Genomic DNA, 22,289 nt, shown 5'->3' on the forward strand with positions numbered 1-22,289 from the left:
CTATTCTGGGTCTTGTTCTTCTTTCTTCTTTGTTTTAGAAGAAGAATTTATTAAGCGTTTAACACTACCTTTAATTTGGTATATTTTTGGTTTTTCGTTGTTTTGGTAACGTTTTAAAAAGTCTTTCTCACTAATGATTTCCGTGGCCGACCGTTGATCAATGTTATATAAAACTTTAGCTAAATTTTCTCGTTGTTGGCCTTCAAAAGCCTCAAGATTAATATTTTGTTCAGCAAACCGTTCTTTTCGAGATTTTTCGCGACGTAAAGCCACGATTTGTTTAATGACCGGTAATGATAAAACCATTGAGACGCCTACCGAAGGACGTAAGAAAAGTGGTAATGCTAAACAAGAAGCCGCTCCTAAAACAACAACAATTAACAGAATTCCTAAAATTAACCCAATGGAGACTATTGGCGGTCCAGTACTAGGATCAATTGTTAAAGGAAACTTCTTGGACACAAAGAAAAGGTTAATAAGTATAGCGGCAGTAATTGGCATTAATAACGAACAAAGGTTCGAAAAAATGTATTTTGATGTGGAATTGTAGGTCACATATTTTCAAGTATATTGCCATAAATAAACATAAGTCATTGTCATAAATAAAATTTTGATGATATAAAAACTTAAAATAGTATCTTTTAAGAAGTCTTCATCAATATTTTCTAATTGCATCACTAAGTTGACCGTTAAACAAATAACTATTTCCGTAAGGAAGTAAACTAAGGCAATGATATTAACTCCCTTAGCTACTTCGCCAAAACGTCCTTTGGCTTGGATTAAAATTGTTTGTCCTTGAAATAATAAAATAAAGCTAACCGAAGTAGCATAAATAATGGAAAAAACTGGACTGGTAAAAATAAAATCGAAAACTTTTCATTGGGCACTTTTTAAAAAAGGTGAACTTCCTGTGTCGAGTAATAAATCGCTATAGATTAGGTCTCCATAAAGCCCAGTCACGATATAAGGAGCGATTAAACTCATAAAGATAAAGGCAAAGGCAGCCACGATGAAGGTATAAAGTTCATATTTCGAATAAGTGTCTCATTGCAAGCGACCATCTTTATTAACTAAAACAATAAAATACTCCCGGAAGGAAGTAATCATCGAAGTCAAAATGAGGCGCAAATTGACACCGACAAGCATGTAAAGAGAAAGCATTGAGGTCACTGTTAAACCAGGAGTTAACAAAACTAAGAACAAAATGATTAAATCAGCATTAATTAACAAACTTTGTCCTAAACCAGCTCGTCAAACTTTAGAGGTGGTTCGCAAAAGCGGATAACTAGTGAAGTCGGCATAGAATTTAATCCATGGATAATACCGTTTCACATAAAGAAACATTAAAAAGCCCCGCAACGGCGCATAAGCTAGAAAAATAGTTAGCGGAATAATGGGATGCAAAAAATGCTGACCATCAATGGCCCGGTTTAGCAAGAGTAAAAAACAGCCATAAACAACGGTATCAACAAAAAGGATAATGACCTTCCGCACACCGTTCTTTTGGTCAGCAATAATAATATTTTCGTAGATACCAAAATATTTGGAAGCTATAAGGCGCATGAGACCAAAAATAATCACAATGCCACCCAATTCTCAAACACTAATTAAAATTTGCCCGCCAGGAACGCGCGAATCCGAAATCTCAATTCCCCAAACGATACTTCGACTAGAGTCTAAAATTTTCGGAAATAAAGCAATTTGGAGTGGATAGAGAATAGCAATTAAACAAATTAATACCGAAGCAGTTAAGACATTCTTGTGGTATTTTTTAGTGGCCGTTGAAATGATTTCGTTGGCTTGAAGTCAGTCTTCTTGCGCCATCGGTTTCACAAGCATCACTACCGTTGTTAAACCTAAAGCTCCTTCGGCTGATCCACCGACTATAGTTAAAGCAATGGTGATTCGGGTGAATCCAGTAAAGGCTGATCCATAGGCTTTCAAAATTCAATAAATCATTAAAAATTGAATTAAAGAAGCCATAATTGAGGTGCAAACTCCAACTAAAGCACTTAAAACACTTTGGCGGGCTCCGCGTTTCATGGAATCACCTCCTCTAATAGTTATTTTAAATGATTTGCTTTAATCAAGGTCGTGAGGTCAAGGGATTTCAAAACTCTTACCTGATAAATAACCCAAAGGTTCCGGCAAAGTTTGAAAAATAATCTTTGAAGCCATAAGGTAAATCATTCTTTCAGAATTTACTTTCGGACCTTGGTAACGAAAATCGTTCAATATTGGTGAATCATAATAACTCAAAGTAGCCCGAATTTGGTGCTTTCTGCCCGTAAATAAACGCGCTTCCAATAAAGAACCTGACTTAGTATTTTTAAGATAACGAAAAGCAGTGATGGCTTTTTTATAACCAGGACGTTCTTTAGGAGAATAAAGTGAGAGTTGTTGGTTAGGGTCATATTTTAATCACCCATCAGCCACAAAATCGCTCTTTTTTTTGTAACCAGACACAGCAACAAGATAATATTTTTCAATCAAATCGTGACCTTTTAATAAGATATTCAAAGTTTGCTTATTTTTAGCATAGATAATTAAACCACTTGTTAATTTATCGAGACGATGAATATGTGAGACCACAAAAGAATTTTCTTGTTCAGGATGATATTGTTGAGAATTAACCAAGTACGACTTTACTAAATCATCAAGACTAGTATTAATAGGTGAGTGAACTTCTAGATTGGCTTCTTTATTAATAATTAAAATATTTTCATCTTCGTAGATAATGGTTAAATCTGGATTAGCAACGTGCTTAAATTGGTCCCTTATTACTGGTTTGTTAAAATCATATACTTCAACATTATCCCCTTCATGAAGCATGTGAGTTTTATCTTTAATTCTTACTCCGTTAATTTTGATTTCTCCTTTACGGAATCATTTGTAGATGACTGATAAAGGAGTGGTGGAAAATGATTTTTTGATGAATTTAAAAATCGTTTGTTGATCGTCATTTTTTTGGATCGTAAATTTGGCCATAATAGTACCTTCTATAAACTAGCTACAACCGCTATATAGCCGATTGCATTATAACTTAAGTGTGTTAATCAACTATGAGTAACATTACCTTTACTCAAGTTAAAAATTGTCGATAAAATAAAACCGGCAATAAAATAGTTCAAAAGATGTTCGACATCGCCTGACGAAACATGAATTAAGGCAAAAAATAATGCGGATGTTAGTCAAGCAATTGTCCGATTACCACAACCAATGTATCAAGCATGACGAATCGCCAATTCTTCAGCCAATGGCGCCACTCCAATTGTAAAAATGGCCAAGAGTAAGAGGGTAGTAATTTTTACCCCGATACCCAATCCTGGTTCTCTTAGTTTTCCAATTAAAGAATTTTGATTGTCTGAATCACCACCAAGAACCGTTCCTTTAGTGGCTAAACCATAAAGAAAACTGGCCCCAAAGATTACTATGGTACCAATGGCTACTATGGCTAACAATTTTTTTAAGTCATTTTTAAAAGTATTTTTAACACGTTCTTTTAAATCTAAAGTAGAACGAAAGGCCCAAATAATAATCACTATTTCAGTAGCAACTTGGACACCCATTGTTCAAACATCTCGTCAGGGACTGTCATTTTTAATCAGGGATAAACCCAAACCTCCGATAGTAAGCATGATTAACGGATTCATAATTTGGAGAGCATAAAAAATAAACAAGCCTGATTTCATAAAAAGCTTTGAATCTTTATAGAGGAAGTAAACCATACTTAAAACAAAGCAAAACAAGTTTAAACCAATGTAAATTAATTGACCAGTTTTATCAAAACCTAAAGTAAAACGAATTGTAAATAAAGCAATTAGTGGCACTAAAAGGTTAAGACCGACAAATAGTCAACCATCAAATCGGAACTTATAAAGACCGAACGAAAAAGGAAAATCGTTATTTGGCGTCAGTAAAGACGGTTTATTTCCGGTTTGGTTTTTAATTTTTTTTAAAGCCATTTGATTCCTTTATGTTCTTTGTTACTATCAATAATTAATAACATTTTTAGCCCCTTTTTACAAGAAAGGGCTAGGAAAGGCTTCAATAATTCCATAAAAAAACAACCTTGAAGGCTGTTTTTTATTATTCAGAAATAACTGAATTAGTGATTAAAGCATTTTTGATTCCATCAATTGCTTCGTTTTCATCGCTTCCGCTAGCTTCGATGGTGATTTCAGCACCATTTTTAATTGCCATAGCCATTACATTCATGATTGATTTCAAATTACCAGTTTTACCACCAGATAAAATTTTGATATCTGAATTATATTTTGATGCTTCTTTTGCCAGAATTGAAGCGGGACGTGCATGTAATCCGACTTTATCAGTAACGATAGCACTAAATGTTTTCATCAATTTCCTCCTAATTTATTCAATAAATTTTTTGATTACCATATGATTTTAACCCATTTATCAAAATGATTAAATTTTTTTTCTTAAAACAGGATTACCTTTGACTAAAATTTGCACACCAAATTTCGGGTTATTAAAGGCAATTTGATACTCTGTTTCATAAACTTTGATAACAATCCCATCACCAAAAAGAATGTGATTGACAAGATCACCTTTTTGGAATTCGCTAGCCGCCATCGTTTTAGTTGAAGCTGGTTGCGAAGTGATAACTCCGTCATTATGAACGAAAATATTGCGTTCAATATCAATCAAATCTTGGTTAAGTTCTCGAATAAAACGCGAGGCTTGGAGAAGACCATTACTTAAACGAGAATATTCCCCTTGAACATAACTCAAAATGAGACGTTCTTTGGCTCTTGTCATCGCCACATATAAAGCTCTTCTTTCTTCTTCCAAGCTATCGGTTCGCATCATGGAAAAGCGTGAAGGAAAGACATCTTGATTTACTCCGGCAATAAAAACGACTTTATTTTCTAAACCTTTGGCCGAATGGATAGTTAGTAAAGTGACTTTATTGGGTTCTTGCTGATTATCATCACCACTAGTCAAAGCTTCTTCTTGAAGAAAGGCTAAGAGAGGATTGGATTCCCCATAACGTTCCGGATCAAATTCATCATCAAAGCGTTGGACTTGGTCTAAGAGAGCTTTTAAATGATTTTGGTTATCTTTTTCGTCATTATCCAAAATTTTTACTTGTTCCCAATAACCCGATAAATCCAATAAAGTTTCTAGTATTTGGGTAACGGGAGCCTGATTATTAGCTAATTGTTCCCCTTGAATTAAGGCATTTCTTAACGTTTCAAGATGCTTAGTAACTGCCAAGGCTTCATTTTCAGGACTCGTAACTACTTCATAAAGGTTAAGGCCTTTTTCTTGCGCAAGTAACGTTAATTTTTGTTGCGTTACTTCACCAACTTTCGGTGTTAAATGCAATAAACGTTCCATTGAAAGATTATCTTGTAATAAAATAACTTTCAAAAAAGCCATAGCATCTTTAATTACTTTTCGTTCACGAAACTTAATGGCCCCTACTAATTGGTAAGGGATTTTTGCATTAGTTAGGACTTTTTCAAACTCTTGTGACCAATAATTAGCACGATAAAGAATGAAAAAATCGTTATATTGGTAACCATCATTTTTGACCATTTTTTCAATCATACTTGTGATATAACGAGCTTCGGCATAGCGCGAAGCCGCTTCTTTTACCTCAGGACGTTTTCCACCAAGGTTTTGGGTAAAAATAAGTTTCTTTTCACGATGATGGTTTTGTTCAATAAAGTCATTAGCCAAATCCAGAATTTGTTGAGTTGAACGATAGTTTTCATTTAAAACAATCGTTTTAGCATTAGGATAGTATTTTTGAAAATTAGTAATAATTTCTACGCGTGCCCCTCGTCAAGAATAAATTGTTTGGTCGGGGTCTCCAACAACTGTTAAATCATTACGGCCTTTAGTTAAAAACCTAATCAACTCAAATTGCAAATCATTAGTATCTTGGAATTCATCAACCATGACGTAGTCAAAGCGCTTTCGTCATTTTTCAAGTACTTCAGGATAATTACTAAATAGATGGTAGGTATAAACTTGTAAATCATCAAAGTCTAAAGCTTTTTCACTACGCAAGCGCTCATCATAAAGCTTATAAAGTTTCGCCACCTCGCGATCATCAGGGTTAGCACTTGTTTCCAAAACGTCATCAGGTGATAACAAACCATTTTTTCAATCACTAATTTGTCCGAGAGCTTTTTTTTCGAATTTTACAACATTAATTTCTGGTGATAAGTCATGAGCTTTAATTAGTTGCCGTAAAATAGTGCGTTGGTCAGCTGTATCCAAAATATTAAAATGTTTTGGCAAATTTAGAATCGGTGCTTCTTCTCTTAAAACGCGAGCACAAAAAGAGTGGAATGTCGATATAAACGGATTCAAAGCCTCATTTTGAAGAATTTTTTGTACTCGATCTTTCATTTCGCGAGCCGCTTTGTTCGTAAAGGTTAACGCTAAAATTTTTGTCGATTTTATTCCGACATGGTCAATTAAATAAGCAATCTTAGTAGTAATCACCCGTGTTTTCCCAGATCCGGCTCCCGCAACAATTCGTAGAGGACTATCAACAATTTCAACTGCTTGACGCTGTTGCTTATTCAAGTTCTCCAATAGTTTAGTCATTTCGTGCATTATCTTTATCCTTTCTAAATTTTGTTTCAGGTTCTAAAGTAACTTCAAAGCCAAATTCATCGGGCACTAACCATTCTTTTTCTTCGCGTTTAAGTAATCCGGGTTGCGAAGCTAAATTAGGAATCCACTTCGGTTCCTTAGTAGTTTTTGTTGTCGGTTTTTCCACTTTGGGATCTTTATTAACAACATAAAGGTGGTTTTTTAAGTCCACAATTGCCTGGTGGTCATCTTGGACTTTAATCGAAAAGACTAAATATAAAAATCAAGCCAAATAGAAGAGATAACCTATTTGCGTTAATAATAAAGCCATTTTTACTTCACGAGGAATCCCTTCTGACGGCAAAGGGGTAGCACTCTTCATGATTAAAATTGCGCCAATTTGAGTGCCCACAGCCACTAGTCACGGAATAAAGAGAAAATAGACTTCTCTTAGAAATAAGTGTCATAATGAAGGTTGCTTTTTTCCTTTGGCCTTTAAGCGAATGCCGCAAATTAATTTTCCTAAGGTTTGACCCTTTTGAAAAAAAGGCAAGATGACAAAATAGAGGAGAGTTAAACTAATAGTCAAACCCAAATTGAGATAGAGAAGATGCCATTGGTCAGGTTTGATAGCTACTAAAAAACGAATTGCAAATCCTGGAATAGCAATTAAAATTAAGTCAATAATTCTCGCAAGGAAAATGCGCCCTAAGGACGCTAATTCATATTCTCGTGGTTGGGAATGGGGTTGCTGCGAATGATTAACATTTGGCAAGTCTGTAATTCCGCTGCCGTTTTGATTATCGTTAACCATTTACCCTCAGCCTCCTATTTTAGACGACGTAATTCTAAGCTAACTTGGTCGCCATATTCTTTGATTCAAGCACTGAACTTCTCATTTTGGTGCTTTTGATAAACTTTATTTTTTTGAAAGTTATTTCCAAGTTTACCACTCATTCGATCATATGAAAACCTTAGCGCCTTTTTATAGAGTTGTTTATTCTCCAATTGACGAGTCAGACTTAGAAAACTATAAGCCAATTGATAGATATAAGCGTAATTTAATTCGTCGCGAAGTTCTTTATAAGTCCCAATTTTTCTATAGTAATTAAGGATGTGGGGTCATTGGTTGACTAAATCAAAGACCGAATAACGTAAAGGTGTTTTTAAATGCGTTATCAAAACATCCGGAAGTTTATAAAAAGTTTTGGCATGACCAAGTACTCGATAAACAAATAAGGCATCAAAACGATTACTATCACGGAAACGAATTCGGTAGTTTTTGATAATGTTAGTAGCAAACAACTTGCCATAAAGGTTTTGGTTCAAGTAAGCAAATGGAGTGTGGTCAGTTGTTAAGTCATAAATTTTGTTTGAAATTAATAAACCTTCATCATTATCAGTGTCTTGCTCGATAAAACCAACATGTTTTTGTGCAAACTGAATAATGTCCAACGGTTGGTTAGTTTCTTTGACCAGTTTTGCAATTTTTTCTACAAAATGAGGGGCGACAATATCGCCTTCTTTCAAAAAACAAGTATAGGCACCACGAGCTAGTTCCAAGCCCGTATTTCAATTTGTGGATGGGCCTTGAGGACGATTATTCACCACCAAAGTAATCTTAGGGTTAGCAAAAAATTCTTGATGTAAAAAATCAAGACTATTGCTTCCTGCTATTGGTTCGTCGTCAACGAGGATTATTTCAAAATTAGAATTAGTTTGTGCCTTAATTGAATCTAAGGTTTTAAGAAGTTTTTCTTCTTTTGCTTGAGAGGAAATGATAAAAGAAACTAACATTCAGCCTCCTACTTTTCTAATTACTATTTTACTATATGTTGAAAATTACCAACAAAATCCTGAATTTGGCAAAAGTTCTAAAAAAGAAGGTTCTTTGGAGTACGTGGGTAAAGCAAAACATCACGAATATTAGTTACTCCAGTTAGATACATTAGGTATCGTTCAAAACCAAGCCCAAAACCAGCCGATTTATAATAACCAAAACGACGAAGGCCTAAATATCAATCTAAACCTTTAGGATCAATTCCTTGTTCCAAACAACGTTGTACTAATTTGTCATAATCGCCTTCACGTTCACTTCCACCAACCAATTCACCAATACCTGGTACTAAAAGGTCAACACCCGCCACGGTTTCCAAATCCGGGTTTTCTTTCATATAGAAAGACTTAATTGTTTTTGGGTAATCGACGATAAATGTTGGGGCGTTGTAAAGCACTTCACAAATAAAACGTTCATGTTCTGTCGCCAAATCCATACCGAAGAAGATATTTTCGTCATCAAAATGATGACCATCAGCAATCGCTTCTTTCAAACGTTCAATTGCATCACGATAAGGTAATAAAGCAAAGTTTTTAGTAGTTAAACTTTGGAGACGACTAGCTAAGTCAATATCAAAATGTTGTGCTAAAAAGTTTAATTCGGTATGACAAACATCCCAAACTTCCTTGGTAACACTTTTCAACATAGCTTCAATTAAATCAATGTTATCTTGTAGATCGGCAAAAGCAACTTCTGGTTCAATCATTCAAAATTCAGCGGCATGTTTAGCAGTATAAGATTCTTCAGCGCGGAAAGTTGGTCCAAAAGTATAAACTTTCCGAAAGGCTTGAGCATAAGCTTCGGCATGCAATTGACCAGAAACAGTTAAGACTGCTTTCTTGCCAAAAAAATCTTGGTCATATTTATCATCATTACGCGTAGTAACCACAAAAGTTTCGCCAGCACCTTCAGCATCATTGCTTGTTAAAATAGGTGTTTGAACATAAACAAAGCCTTGTTCGTTAAAGAACCGATGAAAGGCAAAACTAGCTGCCGAACGCACTCGATAAATAGCATTGAAAGTTTTTGTTCTTACTCTTAAATGTGCTAACTCACGTAAGAATTCAGGAGTATGTTCTTTATTTTGTAAGGGATATTCTTCGATAGCTTGGTCTAAAATTTCCATTTGGGTTGCTTGGATTTCAAAAGGTTGTGGTTTGTTAGGTGTTAAGACTAAAGTTCCACTAATTTCAACAATTGAGGCTGGTCGTGCTTTGGTAATGTTTTCGTAATTACTTAACTCATCCTTATAAACCACTTGTAAGTCTTGGAAAATGGTCCCATCATTTACCACCATAAAGGAAACTTTTTTTCCTTTGCGATTCGTTCGAACGCGACCAATTAAATTAATATTTTGGTTTCCAAGTTTGGTGTAATTTTGGAAAATTGCCGCTAAATCAGTCATTTTACTCCTTATTAATTCCATTTTTATTTCGTTTTAATTTTAACATCTAACGCCAGTTTTTCCACCTTTGGTTGTGGGTTCAAATAGTAGGTGTAGACTTCATAATTTTCTTCTTTATTGTTCATCAAACGTTCTTCAGTAATTTGAAATTTCGCAAGCGCTTGGTTAGTTAATGCATCATTCCCCATGACTTTATTTTCAAACATTAACCAGTGATAAACTTGACGACAGAAGTGATCTTTTAAGCTTAGGGCATGTGGGGAAAAATTGTAGATGATAACTTCATCACCCAAATTGAATTGTTGACGTCAACTATATAAACGCAACGTATCAGTAGGAGGAGTCAATTTGTCATTTAGCCCGTGGGAATAAAATGTTGGGGCCAATGGTTTTGATCCATCTTGTTCATAAATTTTAAAAATATCAATATCGTATCAATTATAGCCAGTCGCTTCATTTTGCTCATTAAGAATTGAGTTAATTTTTTTGGCCACAGCTTTTTTTCCTAAGAGCTTGTTCAAACGGACGTTACGAATATGCAATAATAATGATTTGATTGAACCATAAGTAACATCACTAATCACGAAACGTAATTTAGCTTTGGCTAAATATTCTGGATACTTAGCTGCAACAAAATTGCAAGTATACGCCCCCATACTGCACCCTAGAAGACCAAGGTGCTCATATTCATGATTTTCTTGTAATCATTTAATGGCCCCCATCAAATCCTTAGTTTCCAAATAACCCATTGTGACCGGTTGGTTTTTTTGGCTTAGGCCATGGTTACGAAAATCGAAAACTAAAATATTATAACCAAGTTCAATAAACGGTTTGGCTCAATAAAGAGCTCAATATTTATCGCCAGCAAACCAATGACAACTAATTAATCATTTATCACTTTTGGGGTTCGCCAAATATTGGATGCCATCTAAAGTAACTCCGTCGTCAGTATTAAATTTAAATGGAATTAAATTATCCGTGGCAGTAATTTGCATTTCAGGATGTTTATAAAAATTACGCATCAACTTATTCATCTTTTTTAGTTCAGGATAAAGATAGATTGAACCTTGTTTTTTTCCACTAACTGTAAAAATATCTTGCAAAGCGTCATAGAAGTAAATCAAAAATTTATTGACACGACGGAAGATGGTCTTTTGGAAACTCTTAGCAATTCGTGATTTCATAACCCCCCTTATTTTTTCTTTCAATTTTTATAATGGTAGGCAAGCAAGTCATTAAAATAGTAAAAAGGTACTGACTTGGAAATGTGGTTTGGAAAGTGTGAATCGAAGGTATCCGTTTCAATCATCAAGGTATGATACGAATTAACATTGCGAGCATTCATAACGGTTGGTACCTTTCCTGATACTAGAACCACTTTGCCACCACGATTTTTAATTTTTTGAATAACTTTTTCTAGATGCGTTGAAGTTCCATATTTAGTATAAAAAATAAATAAATCATCTTTGTGCATTTTTTCGATTCGTTGGTTAATAGTATCTCAATCAGAGTCTAATAAACTAACATGAAAACTATTGGCGTAGAAAAAATTATCCAACTCTAAAGCTGGACCCTTTAAAACCCCTTCTCAATAACAAACGAAGATTCTTTCTGCACCCCGAATTAATTTTAAAGTCTCAAAAAGAGAACGCTTATCCAACAAAGCATAATTTTGCATAATTAAGTTTGTATAACTTGAAGTGATTTTTTCATCATCGTTTGCAATATCTAATTGCACATTATGTGCATCATTACGTAACGAAATCATAAAGTCTGGATAGCCATTAATTCCCATTTTCTTGAGTAAGGCATAGATTGCAGAAAAACCTGTTCCAACCTCCTGTGCTAAATGAGCAATTTTCATATTGGTTGCTACAATATTTTGGATGTTATTTTTGATATATTTAACAATTTCTTTTTCGCGACTCGTCAGGTTATTTTCGTCAATAGTTGCTAGTTTTCCTAAAAATGAAGCCATGAAACCTCCAATTTCTATAATCATTTTGGATTTTAATTACTAATGGTTAGTTCTATTTTACTAGACCGAGTAAACCATTGGACTTGTCTTTAATTTCTAATATTAAATACTAAGACTAAGGAACAAGTCAATTATTTTTTAGCTTGTAATTTTTCTCAAGCTAATTTCGCCATCATCGCCCCATTATCGGTACAATATTGCAAACTGGGAACCAAAGTGTAGGCCAATTGATATTTTTCACCTAAGTGGACAATATCTTGACGAAGTTTGCTATTAGCGCTCGCACCACCAGCAATAATTAAGGTCTTAGGTTGATATTTGATAATTGCTGTTTCTAATTTTTTAACAAGGACTTCTGTGGCAGCCTTTTGGAAGCTGGCACAAAAATCAACCATCGAAAAGTCTGGTTTTGATTGCTCACGGCGGTAAAGGTTAATGGCTGCCGTTTTTAAACCCGAATAAGAAAAGTCATAACTTTGGTCATTTTTTGCTAAAGGTAAAGAATAGCGATTCGGATTGCCTTTTTGCGCTAACCGATCAATTTCTGGCCCTCCTGGATAAGGGAAGCCAATAATTCGTGCTACTTTGTCATAGCACTCGCCGATTGCATCATCCAATGTAGCACCAATAATTTTGAAGTCATGGACATCCTTTACCAATTCAATTTGGGTATGACCGCCACTAACTACTAGGGCTAAAAGCGGATAAGCAAAATTCTGGTCAATTGTGGCTCCATAAATATGTCCTTCTAAATGGTTTAAAGGCATTAGTGGCTTACCTAAATAGAGGGCCAATGTTTCTGCAATAATCTTGCCAATCATTAACGAACCTAATAATCCAGGATTTGCCGTATACGCAATATAATCAACTTTTTTCCAATCAAGATGGGTTTGACGATTTAATTCTTCAAATACATACGGCATATTTTCTAAGTGAAGTCGTGCCGCCAATTCTGGAATAACTCCTCCATGGACTTCATGGTTTTTAATTTGTGAAGAGATGACATTCGCTAGAATTATGCCATCTTCTACTAAACCAAAGGATAATTCATCACAACTAGATTCAATAGCTAAAATCTTCATTTTTTCCTCCGTCAAATTTAATAACCATTATTTAGTAAAAATTGTTTTTTTAGAGAACCGCTTCGATAATGACTAGCACCATTTTTACTAATTACCCGATGACATGGAACTAGTAAGAGAAACGGATTTTTGGCCACTGCGCTCGCAACCGACCGTACCGCCTTGGGATGACCAATTTTATTTGCTAAGTCAGAATAGGTAATTGTTTCACCATAAACTAATTTTAAAAGTTCACTTCAAACAAGTTTCTCAAATGATGTACCTTGATGGAAATAGAAATCAGGCGCAAAATCATAGTTTTCATGATTAATGAAAGCGTCAAGTTTAGATAAACAATCTAATTGAGTTTGCGAAAAATTTTGCTTTTTCTTAACAAAGATTAATTTTTGTAAGGCCAGTGGTCAAGGATCATTCAAAAAACCAATATAAACTAAACGATTATCTCAAAATCCAAGTTTGAGTTCAAAATCTGCATTTCAACTTTTTTCAATAATTTCTAAAATTTCCATAAATATCTTTGTAATCATAGCGCAAAAAAACGAGGTAGTAATTAATAATTGTTTAATTAGTGCTTTGAGAAAAAAATAATTAATAGTTAGTTAACGAAATATTTGTTCCTTTTTTTCTCATTTAAACAAAAAAATCATACAGGGAGTAATATTTCATATAAAATCATCATTGTCTAGCAAGAGAAGTAACAAAAAAAGAAAAAATTATAAAAAATTGATATCTGGAAAATGGTCTAGAATATTTCTAAAACAGGTTTTTATTTTTGTTACTAAAACGCTTATTACATTATCATTTTTGTGACAGTTTTGTGACAAATTTTCGTTTTGTTTTTTTACTAGACAGGAAGGGAACAAAGATGCTAAAAAATAGCAATAATTTATCATGCCCACATTGTGGAGAAACCTTTAACATCGAGGATTTTTATAATCATAATAAAAGTACATTAGAGGATTTTGTTACTAATAAAGCCTTAAAAGAAGTTGAGGGTCTTAAACAAAATTGGTTAAAAGAAAAAGAAATGGAAATGGAACTTTTTCAAAAAAATTTGGAAAAAGAATTTCTAGTCAAAGAAAAGGTAATTGATAAAAAAAGTTCGGAACAAATTGCCAAACTTAAAGAAGATTTATTACTCACAAATGAAAAATATAAAAATATCAAAGAAGCTAATGACTTGGCTTCAGCTAAAAAAGAGGCAGAAATTAAAAACTATTATCTTGTCGAAATTGCCGAATTAAAAAAAGTAATCTCAGAAAACTCTTTAATTGCTAAAACTGAAGCGGAAAAGTTTGCAAAAGAAAAAGAAAGTCTTTCGTCACTTTTGAAAATAGAAATAGCTAAAAAGGAAGCGGAAATTAAGAATACTTATCTTTCTGAAATCGCTGAGTTAAAAAAAATAATCTCGGAAAACTCTTTAATTGCTAAAACTGAAGCGGAAAAGTTTGCAAAAGAAAAAGAAAGTCTAGTAGATAAGTTTCAAGTAGAGATAAGTAAAAGAGAAGAAGAAATTAAAAATTCTTTTTTCGCTGAGATAACTGATTTGAAAGTTAAGAATGCAGAAATCAGAATCATTAATAATAAAACACGTGGTGAAAATTGAGAAGTAGAAGTTGAGAACGAATTGCGAAAGGCTTTTGGTTATCTCGATACCATCGAGAAAATAACTACTGGCCAACAAAAAGCCGATTATTTGCAAACAGTAAAATTCAATGGACAAAATATTGGCAAAATCGTTTATGAAGTTAAAAATGCCAAATGAAGTGATAGTTGGCTACCAAAACTTTCTGTCGATGTGGCTAATAATAAAACTAAATATGGGATCTTAGTGACAACTAGTTTTTCAGAGAAGTATCATGGCGACATATCATTTAAACAAAGTGATGACTATCCTAATATTTGGATTTCTGATCCGTTGAGTTTTATTTTTGTTGCTCAAACTATTAGAAGAATTATTGAAATTGAAAATTCCTATAAGCAACTTAACAAAAAATTACTAATAAAAATCGACCAAATTAGTAACCAAGAGGAAAGCCAAAAAGCTCTCGAAGAATATAAAAACAAAATTGAAGGTTTAGAAAAATATCTTGACTTTGAAATGCCAAAATTTTTGAAATCATTTAAAAAACAATTGAAGGATATCGAAGGGGTGAAAAATTCCTTATTAAAAAATGTCGAGCGATTGGAAAAAACTCACGAAATGCTTTCAAAGAAATTAAACAAAGAGGTTAGGGAGCGATTGGAAAAAATATCAGGTAAGAAAATTATTGAATTAGAAGAGGACACAACAAATTTAATTGATTACTCTATTGTTAAAGATTCTTACCAAATTGAAAATTATTAAAAACTTTGCTATCAATAATGAACAAAGTTATCAGAATAATGTAAATAAAAAAGAGACCAATTGGTCTCTTTTTTATTATTTATCGCTTGGAAATGTAAGCGGCAACGGTTCAGCGGCAGCAAGCAGTGCTCTAGCTACACTTACAATTAATTCTTTATTCATATAATCGGTAGTTTTGCTACCAGTTTTATTATAACTTTCAACTAAAATATCACTGAGTGGTTTCAATTTATCGATGTGTTTATCTCAAGCCACTAAAGACTCTCGGAACTTCGCAGTAGGTGGTACTTTATTTTTTATTTGCGCTTCTTGATCAATTGAAATTGACCAAGCTGGTTTAGGAGTCACAATTGTGCCATCCCAATAACCATCACTATCATCGGTAGCGAACTTTGGTTTTGGTAAAAGATTACCATTTTCATCAAGATTTAAGCGATTTCCTTTAGAGTGATCAAAGGCATCTCATAAAGAAACTTTCAAGTTTTTTGTAGCCGATGTCACAAAACGTTCCGCATAACTAGGATATTGAACACTTTGGTCACTATCAACTCCAATTACATAAGACTTGGTCCCACTTAAAACATCTGATGTTTGCGGACCAGCCACAGGGAAGATAACGTCAGCACCATTTTCTTCTAAATAACTAGGAATTCCTGCCTTTGTAGCAGCTCCTGGCTCAAAAGAGCCTGAGAAGTAATTTGAGTTACTTCCTTCAATATTCGGAATATTGGCGACATCACCGTCCTTGCCTAGGTTAGCAAAATAAACAAAGGGGGTTTGCCCATTATCGTATTGGTTATGGTGAGCTTTGGCGTTTTCATTGAAATATTGAATTGCCACCATCATCCCTCAAAGGTAATTGTCAACAGCTGCTTTACTACTAATACCACCAAAAAGTCCAAAACTAACTTTATGGGGGTCATGTAAAGCTCCTTGATAACGTCAATTTCCTTCGCCGTCAACAATTTTTTGAGTGGCCCAAACAGCCGTGTTATAGGCGGCGGCAAAACCAGCGAGTTGCGAATTGTAAACTAAGTTAATTACGTTATATTGGTTATTCATGTCTGAATCAACAAAGATGACTGTTTTATTTGGACCGACTAGTTGTGAAGCAACCGGTACGGTGTTGGCGTGCTGAAAGCCTGACAAAATCAACATGTCAGTGCCTTTCAAAGCTGCCACTTTATAAGCTGAAACCAAATCGGCATAATCAGTTTTTAAAGGTTGAACAAAGTTATGTTTAGCCGATAAGCCCCGATTATAGAAATCAAAACCACCACCCTCTTGAGGGTTTTCTTTGCGGTTAGAATATTCGTTTAAAGCTTCATACATTGATTGGTTAAATGATTTGTCAGTTACTCGCCCTGCATCCGTGATGAGGGCGATGCGTTCCCCAATTAAACCTGGATTATAGGCCGCATGAATACAAGAGACTACACTACTCCCAGCTGAAAGAGCTATGGTAAGTCCAGTTAAGGGGAGAATTATTTTTTTCACTTTGGTTTCCTTTCGAAACAACCTTGGTTAGGCTGCTTATGAAATTTGTTTTAATGAGTTAGAATGCTACCAAAATCCAAGATTAAGATAGATAACATTTTTTCATTGCTTCAAAGTTAAGCTTTGCAGCGTTAGCGTCGCGCTTTATCAAAGGGGACGCCATCAGCGGCAGGAGCTTTGGATTTCTTGGCAAAGATAACCATCACTACTAAGGTTAGAACAAATGGTAAAACTTTAAATATTTGGGCTCAGTTAACAAAGTCTGATTGCGGGTCAATTAAGAAACCAATTCGGTTTCCTAGGGCAAAGAGGAAGGCGAATAAAATTACCCCAAGACTTAAATAAGGAACACGTCATTGACCGAAAATCATAATTGCTAAGGCTAGGAAACCAAAACCATAGGTTCCCCCAATAAATATCCCAGAACCAATGACGGTAGTAATCATAACGCCACCAGCAAGACCAGCTAAAATACCTGAGAAGAAAACTGCTCAATAACGGATTTTCACAACAGAAATTCCAGCAGCATCAACAGCGTTGGGATTTTCTCCGGTCATTGTGAAGCGCATTCCGCCACGAGTAAAGTTAAAGAAGATAGCAATACCAATGGTTGCTAAGATAGCAATTAATAATCACATTGGGAAAACTCTTCCAAAACTAATGGTTTCATAACCCGAATCAATATCAGTGGCGTTAGGCCCAAACCAACCAGAGGTGGCAAGAAACATAGCAATTCCCATTGCTAAAATATTTAAGGCCGTTGACGATACAATTTGGTTTGAACGCAAGGTAATTGCTGGTAAGGCATGGAGTAAGGCAAAAAAGCCTGAGAAAATAGCCGCTACCAGAACTACTCAGATTTGAGAATAATTACCATTAGCATTTTTGTTAACATAGGTTCCTAAAATAGCAGTAATCAAGGCCCCGATGGTCATCATACCTTCGATTCCAATATTAACTACCCCAGCTCGTTCTGATACTAAGGCTGAAAGTGAGGCGAACAAGAGGACGGCACAAAGAGCAAAAGCATAAGCAAAAAATCCTTCCATCTTATTTTCCCTCCTGAGTAGTATATTTGTTTTCTAGTTGTTGAATCATTTCGTTAACTTCACGAGTCACTATTTGGTCATTTTTGACTGTAGCTGGATCGTATTTCATACGCACACGCACTTTCGCTCAACCACGTTCTTCCAAGTTAGGATTTTTGTGTAAGTATTTTTGGAAATCATGATCAATTGCATGATTCATTTTTTTAGTTTTGGCATCAAACACATTATTCATGACAATATCTTTTTCAACGTTTAGTTCATAACTTTTATGAAGTAGTTTTTTCAAAAGACGAGTTTTTTGGTTAACAATGTGGTTGTCATCAAATTCTTTGAAACGGACTCCCCCAAAGTGTTTATTAACTTGAGCAATAGTTTCATTAATAAGGCGAATTTCTTCATTTAGTTTATTAATTTTCGCCTCAGTTGATTTTGGTTTATTTTTGAAATAAGTCAATTTTTTTAGACATTCATTAGCAATTTTTTGACCTTCTTGAAGATTTTGTTTTGCCAATTTCACATCGATTTTGTTACAACGTTCTTCATTTCGCGAATAGATAACCATCATATTTTTTTTATGTTGTTGTTCTAAACTCTTTAATTTAAGTTTGTAAGAAGCTTCAATTTCCTTTAAGGGGGCTGGATTAGTTTGCAAAGCTTGAAGAGTTTCTTGATGTTTTAATTTTAGTTTTTTCAAGTCGTCATGATAAGTTTGTTTGGCTAATTCACGTGCCTTATGAAGTTCTTGCACTTCCTTTTGATAATTAGCTTTAGTTTTTTCGTTTTGAAGTTTTTTTGCCGCCGGTGTCAAAGTTTCATCAAAACGAATTAAATGTAAAGCTAGTCTTTCTTCACTACGGGCATTTTTTTTGTCCTCATGAATTGTATTTTTGCGTTTTTGGTATTCACCTTTTAAAGTGATTTTATTATTAGCAAAGTCAAAGTTACCCTTAACTTTGCCAACTTCACCTTCACGTCACACTTGTAAAGCTTTTCTGTCTTTACGGTAAGCAATCTTTTCTTCACGAATTTCCGTTTGGTAATGGTGGGTGAAACGAGTGTTATATTTTTGGTAATTGTTTTTGGCTTTTACATAACTTAATTTCGAATTCGCCACTAACTCTAAACCATTTTGATCAACTAAACGAAGACGATTACGAGCACGCAGTTTTAAACCACGTTTTCCGGCTTCCATTTCTTGATCATAAACTTGCACTTTATAGTTCTTGATTTCATTTTCAATTCTTCCGGCTTTAAGAGCGTTTTGTTCCTTGAAATCACTACGATATTCATCCCAAGTTTTGGTTAAGTCTGCCTTTTCTTTTTCAGTTGAGGCCTTTTTCAAATCAGCTTGGTATTTACGGTAATTGGCAGCGAAAACCATATTACTTTTAGGATCGCGCTTTCACCAACGGTAATTTAATAAATCATTATGCAATTTATCAATATGAGCTTTATGGGTTGGTGAATGATGAATGAATCATCAAAGACGAATTTGACGGATAGGGTGTCAACGGATAAAGACAATTGAAATGGCAGCAAAGTAGACAATGAATCCAAAAATCAAGAGACTCATTTGACTTGGCAACGTATATAAAGCAGCTGTTGCAGTTCCTGCCGATTGCGCAATTGCTCAAAGTAAACCAACGATAACGATTCCTCAAGCATTGTTAAAAGCAACTAGCGTTACCGCAATCGCATCATAACCAACGGTAGGGAGGTTATCAATTCCAAAGAAAATGTTAGGAGAAATTGTCATCAAGTTTAGGAAAGAAGCAACTCCAGCTAAGAAACCAGAAATGGCCATAGTCGCAATTACTTTGTGAGTGACATTTACTCCAGCATATTTAGCAACAGTTTGTGAATAACCAACCGCTTTAACTTTGAAACCAAACACAGTTTTACGTAATAGGGCTCAAACGAAAACTACACAAACTGCCGCGACGATTAATGGAACGGCAATTTGGCTTGAACCCCAATCTAGTAAGCCTCCTGGGAAGGGGTTTGTAGAAACACCACTTCGGGCAAATTGGGTTCCTCATTTTAGGAAGACAAATTTGATGGCATACCAAACAATTCAGTTAAGCATAATGGTTGAAACAACCTCATGAATATTAAATTGCGTTTTCAATCAACCAGAGATAACAGCCATTAAAGTGGCCATTACTACACAAATAATGAAAACTAGGAAAACCACAGCTCCACTAATTTTTGCTAAATCAGCATCTGTCGGATACATTAGATTAACGACAATGGTCGAAAGGGCAGCTCCTGAGAGCATTTGTCCAGCCACACCAATGTTAAACAAACCAGCGGCAAAACCAACACCGACCGATAAACCAGCTACTACATAAATAGCAGTTCATTGGAAAGTTTGGGTTTTTCATAAAGGATTGAAAGCAAGTTCAAACATTTTACCAAAATAGGCAAAAGGGTTAACATTTAAACAAGCAATCACGATTCCGGCAATAATAAAACCGCAAAGGATTGATAAGATTGATCCCTTAACAATGTTAGCGTTTTTCTTCAATTCGCTAGACTGCATAAACTCACGACTTTTTTTATTCAGGACTCAGAGTCTTTGATGAAGCAGCATTCGTTTTACCTCCATTCTTTAGCATTTGTCCAGCCATTAATTTTCCAAGGGTCGTCTTTTGGGCTCCCTTACCAGGAACAATTCCTGTCAAATGACCTTCATTAAGAACGGCAATTGTATCGGCTAAGGCCATTACTTCATTTAATTCGTATGAGACTAGAAGTACTGCTGTTCCTTTTTCTTTTTCTTTTAAAATTTGGTTATGAATATATTCGATGGCCCCAATATCTAAACCACGTGTTGGTTGGACAACAATTAATAAGTCATGTTTTCTTCTTAACTCACGACCAACAATCGCTTTTTGTTGGTTTCCACCACTTAAACCACGGGCAATCGCTTTTCCATTACGGGCTCCACGAATGTCAAAATCGTTAATAATTTCACTAGCAACAAGATTGACTTGGTTTTGATTAATAAAACCATATTCCGAAAATGGTTTTTCACCAATATTTTGTAAGATGATATTTTGTGAGATTGGTAAATCAAGAAGAAGTCCATATTTATGACGATCTTCTGGAATATGACTCATTCCCATCTTGTAGCGCTCTTTAATCGTGACATCAACAATGTTTAAATCTTTGTAAACAATTCCTCCAGCCACAGGTTTGACTAAACCAGTAATTGCTTCAACCAATTCACGTTGTCCATTTCCTTCTACCCCGGCTATTGCTACAATTTCTCCAGCATGAACTTTTAAACTAAAGTTTTCTAAACCATTTAATTTGGGGTTGGTAATCTTGCGGACGGTAAGATTAAGGATATCTAAAATCACTTCATTTTGTTCAAAGGGAGCATAATTGTTTTTAATTTCCGCTAACTTACGTCCGACCATTGCTTCGGCAAGTTCGTCTCCTTTTAGGTCTTTAACAACGAAATCCCCAACGTTTTCACCTAGTTTGATGACTGTCGCACGATCAGCAATTTGCTTAATTTCATCCATTTTATGCGAGATAAAAATAATTGTTTTCCCACTTTTTTTAAGGTTTTCCACAATTTTTAAAAAGCTTTTGATTTCACTTGGGGTTAGAACTGCTGTTGGCTCATCAAAAACTAAGATATTTGCTTGACGATAAAGAATTTTAAGAATTTCCACTCTTTGTTGCATCCCCACAGAGATGTTTTCAATTTTGGCATCAAGATCCACAAACAATTCGTATTGTTCCATGATTTTTGTTAAATCTTGTTTAATTTTGACAGAGTCTAAGAAAATCCCTCCGATTACTTCTTCATTTCCTAAAGCAATATTTTGCCAAACGGTGTTTACTTCCACTAGTTTAAAGTGTTGGTGAACCATTCCGATTCCTAGTTTGGTGGCCTTAACTGGTCCAGAAATTACTACAGGTTTACCATTAATTCAAATTTCGCCGCTTGTTGGTTGATAAAGTCCGAATAAAATACTCATTAAGGTTGATTTTCCAGCCCCGTTTTCACCAACGAGTGCATGAATTTCGCCTTTTTTAACCTTTAAGTTAACATTCTTGTTGGCTACGATAGTCCCGTTAATAAATGTTTTAGTAACATTGACCATTTCCACAGCGTAGTCTCGTTTTTCCATTTTGTCCTTTCTAGTTTTTAGTAAGATTAACCATAGAGGTTAATATGAATTTTCAAATATTTCAAAAAGCCAATAAAAAACTCGTTTTGTGAACCGGAGCCACAGGACTCTTTTTTCTTTTGGTCAGTCTTATTATTGTTTTTTTACTTTCAGCTCTCGGAATCCGCATTCGTCTGAGCCTAGCTATTCAATTATGTATCAACGCCCTCCTTGTTTGACTTACTTTTATTTTAATCAATAAACTTCCAAGTCTTAATAGCGTAATTTTTAAAATAGCTACTTTTCGGCATCCAAAAACCAAAAAGATTTTTCAAAATAAAGTTATTTTAAATAATTGACTTTATTTATATTGTTTTATTTTTTTCACCTT

At 34.7% G+C, this 22,289-nt stretch carries 17 protein-coding genes; 1 reads left to right on the forward strand and 16 read right to left on the reverse strand.

Annotated features, from left to right (window positions below; genetic code table 4):
• From EFREU_RS03200 to EFREU_RS03255, 12 genes are all read right to left on the reverse strand, one after another.
• Nucleotides 1-2,043: a hypothetical protein gene (locus EFREU_RS03200; RefSeq protein WP_100609697.1), complete on the reverse strand. Its 2,043-nt coding sequence runs from the start codon at nt 2,041-2,043 to the stop codon at nt 1-3.
• Nucleotides 2,044-2,082: 39 nt separating this feature from the next.
• Complete coding sequence (locus tag EFREU_RS03205) at nt 2,083-2,988, reverse strand: RluA family pseudouridine synthase (protein ID WP_100609699.1); 906 nt, start codon at nt 2,986-2,988, stop codon at nt 2,083-2,085.
• A gap of 11 nt (nt 2,989-2,999) precedes the next feature.
• Nucleotides 3,000-3,965, reverse strand: a complete 966-nt coding sequence (locus EFREU_RS03210; RefSeq protein WP_100609700.1) for a CPBP family intramembrane glutamic endopeptidase — start codon at nt 3,963-3,965, stop codon at nt 3,000-3,002.
• A gap of 124 nt (nt 3,966-4,089) precedes the next feature.
• Nucleotides 4,090-4,359, reverse strand: a complete 270-nt coding sequence (locus tag EFREU_RS03215; RefSeq protein ID WP_100609702.1) for an HPr family phosphocarrier protein — start codon at nt 4,357-4,359, stop codon at nt 4,090-4,092.
• Between the two features lie 69 nt (nt 4,360-4,428).
• The gene (locus tag EFREU_RS03220; RefSeq protein WP_100609830.1) at nt 4,429-6,588 is read right to left on the reverse strand and encodes an ATP-dependent helicase; all 2,160 of its coding nucleotides are present in this window, start codon (nt 6,586-6,588) and stop codon (nt 4,429-4,431) included.
• A complete protein-coding gene (locus tag EFREU_RS03225; RefSeq protein ID WP_100609703.1) occupies nt 6,581-7,390 on the reverse strand; it encodes an RDD family protein in 810 nt (269 codons plus the stop codon). The genes EFREU_RS03220 and EFREU_RS03225 overlap by 8 nt, the downstream gene beginning before the upstream one ends.
• Nucleotides 7,391-7,404: 14 nt before the next feature.
• Nucleotides 7,405-8,373 (reverse strand): glycosyltransferase family 2 protein, encoded by a 969-nt coding sequence (locus EFREU_RS03230; RefSeq protein WP_100609705.1) that lies wholly within the window; start codon nt 8,371-8,373, stop codon nt 7,405-7,407.
• Between the two features lie 77 nt (nt 8,374-8,450).
• Nucleotides 8,451-9,839, reverse strand: coding sequence for an asparagine--tRNA ligase (gene asnS / locus EFREU_RS03235; RefSeq protein WP_408608278.1), 1,389 nt, complete (start codon nt 9,837-9,839; stop codon nt 8,451-8,453).
• 2 nt (nt 9,840-9,841) lie between these two features.
• The gene (locus tag EFREU_RS03240) at nt 9,842-11,002 is read right to left on the reverse strand and encodes an alpha/beta hydrolase (protein WP_100609708.1); all 1,161 of its coding nucleotides are present in this window, start codon (nt 11,000-11,002) and stop codon (nt 9,842-9,844) included.
• Between the two features lie 8 nt (nt 11,003-11,010).
• The gene (locus tag EFREU_RS03245; RefSeq protein ID WP_100609710.1) at nt 11,011-11,796 is read right to left on the reverse strand and encodes a MurR/RpiR family transcriptional regulator; all 786 of its coding nucleotides are present in this window, start codon (nt 11,794-11,796) and stop codon (nt 11,011-11,013) included.
• A 131-nt stretch (nt 11,797-11,927) separates the two neighbouring features.
• Nucleotides 11,928-12,878: a tRNA (adenosine(37)-N6)-threonylcarbamoyltransferase complex transferase subunit TsaD gene (tsaD, locus tag EFREU_RS03250; RefSeq protein ID WP_100609711.1), complete on the reverse strand. Its 951-nt coding sequence runs from the start codon at nt 12,876-12,878 to the stop codon at nt 11,928-11,930.
• 17 nt (nt 12,879-12,895) lie between these two features.
• Nucleotides 12,896-13,387: a methylated-DNA--[protein]-cysteine S-methyltransferase gene (locus tag EFREU_RS03255; RefSeq protein WP_100609713.1), complete on the reverse strand. Its 492-nt coding sequence runs from the start codon at nt 13,385-13,387 to the stop codon at nt 12,896-12,898.
• A gap of 356 nt (nt 13,388-13,743) precedes the next feature.
• Between EFREU_RS03255 and EFREU_RS03260 the strand changes: the two genes are divergently transcribed.
• Nucleotides 13,744-15,225 (forward strand): DUF2130 domain-containing protein, encoded by a 1,482-nt coding sequence (locus tag EFREU_RS03260; RefSeq protein ID WP_100609714.1) that lies wholly within the window; start codon nt 13,744-13,746, stop codon nt 15,223-15,225.
• 75 nt (nt 15,226-15,300) lie between these two features.
• Here the strand turns inward: EFREU_RS03260 and EFREU_RS03265 are convergent, their stop codons facing one another.
• From EFREU_RS03265 to EFREU_RS03280, 4 genes are all read right to left on the reverse strand, one after another.
• Nucleotides 15,301-16,722, reverse strand: a complete 1,422-nt coding sequence (locus EFREU_RS03265) for a BMP family ABC transporter substrate-binding protein (protein ID WP_100609716.1) — start codon at nt 16,720-16,722, stop codon at nt 15,301-15,303.
• Nucleotides 16,723-16,853: 131 nt separating this feature from the next.
• Complete coding sequence (locus EFREU_RS03270; protein WP_100609717.1) at nt 16,854-17,771, reverse strand: ABC transporter permease; 918 nt, start codon at nt 17,769-17,771, stop codon at nt 16,854-16,856.
• A 1-nt stretch (nt 17,772) separates the two neighbouring features.
• Complete coding sequence (locus EFREU_RS03275) at nt 17,773-20,364, reverse strand: ABC transporter permease subunit (RefSeq protein ID WP_157844569.1); 2,592 nt, start codon at nt 20,362-20,364, stop codon at nt 17,773-17,775.
• Nucleotides 20,330-21,919, reverse strand: coding sequence for an ABC transporter ATP-binding protein (locus EFREU_RS03280; protein WP_100609719.1), 1,590 nt, complete (start codon nt 21,917-21,919; stop codon nt 20,330-20,332). Before EFREU_RS03280 ends, EFREU_RS03275 begins: the two co-directional genes overlap by 35 nt.
• Nucleotides 21,920-22,289 lie beyond the last annotated feature (370 nt).

Origin of the sequence: Entomoplasma freundtii, assembly GCF_002804205.1 — a bacterium.
Taxonomy (GTDB): Bacteria; Bacillota_I; Bacilli_A; order Mycoplasmatales; family Mycoplasmataceae; genus Williamsoniiplasma; species Williamsoniiplasma freundtii.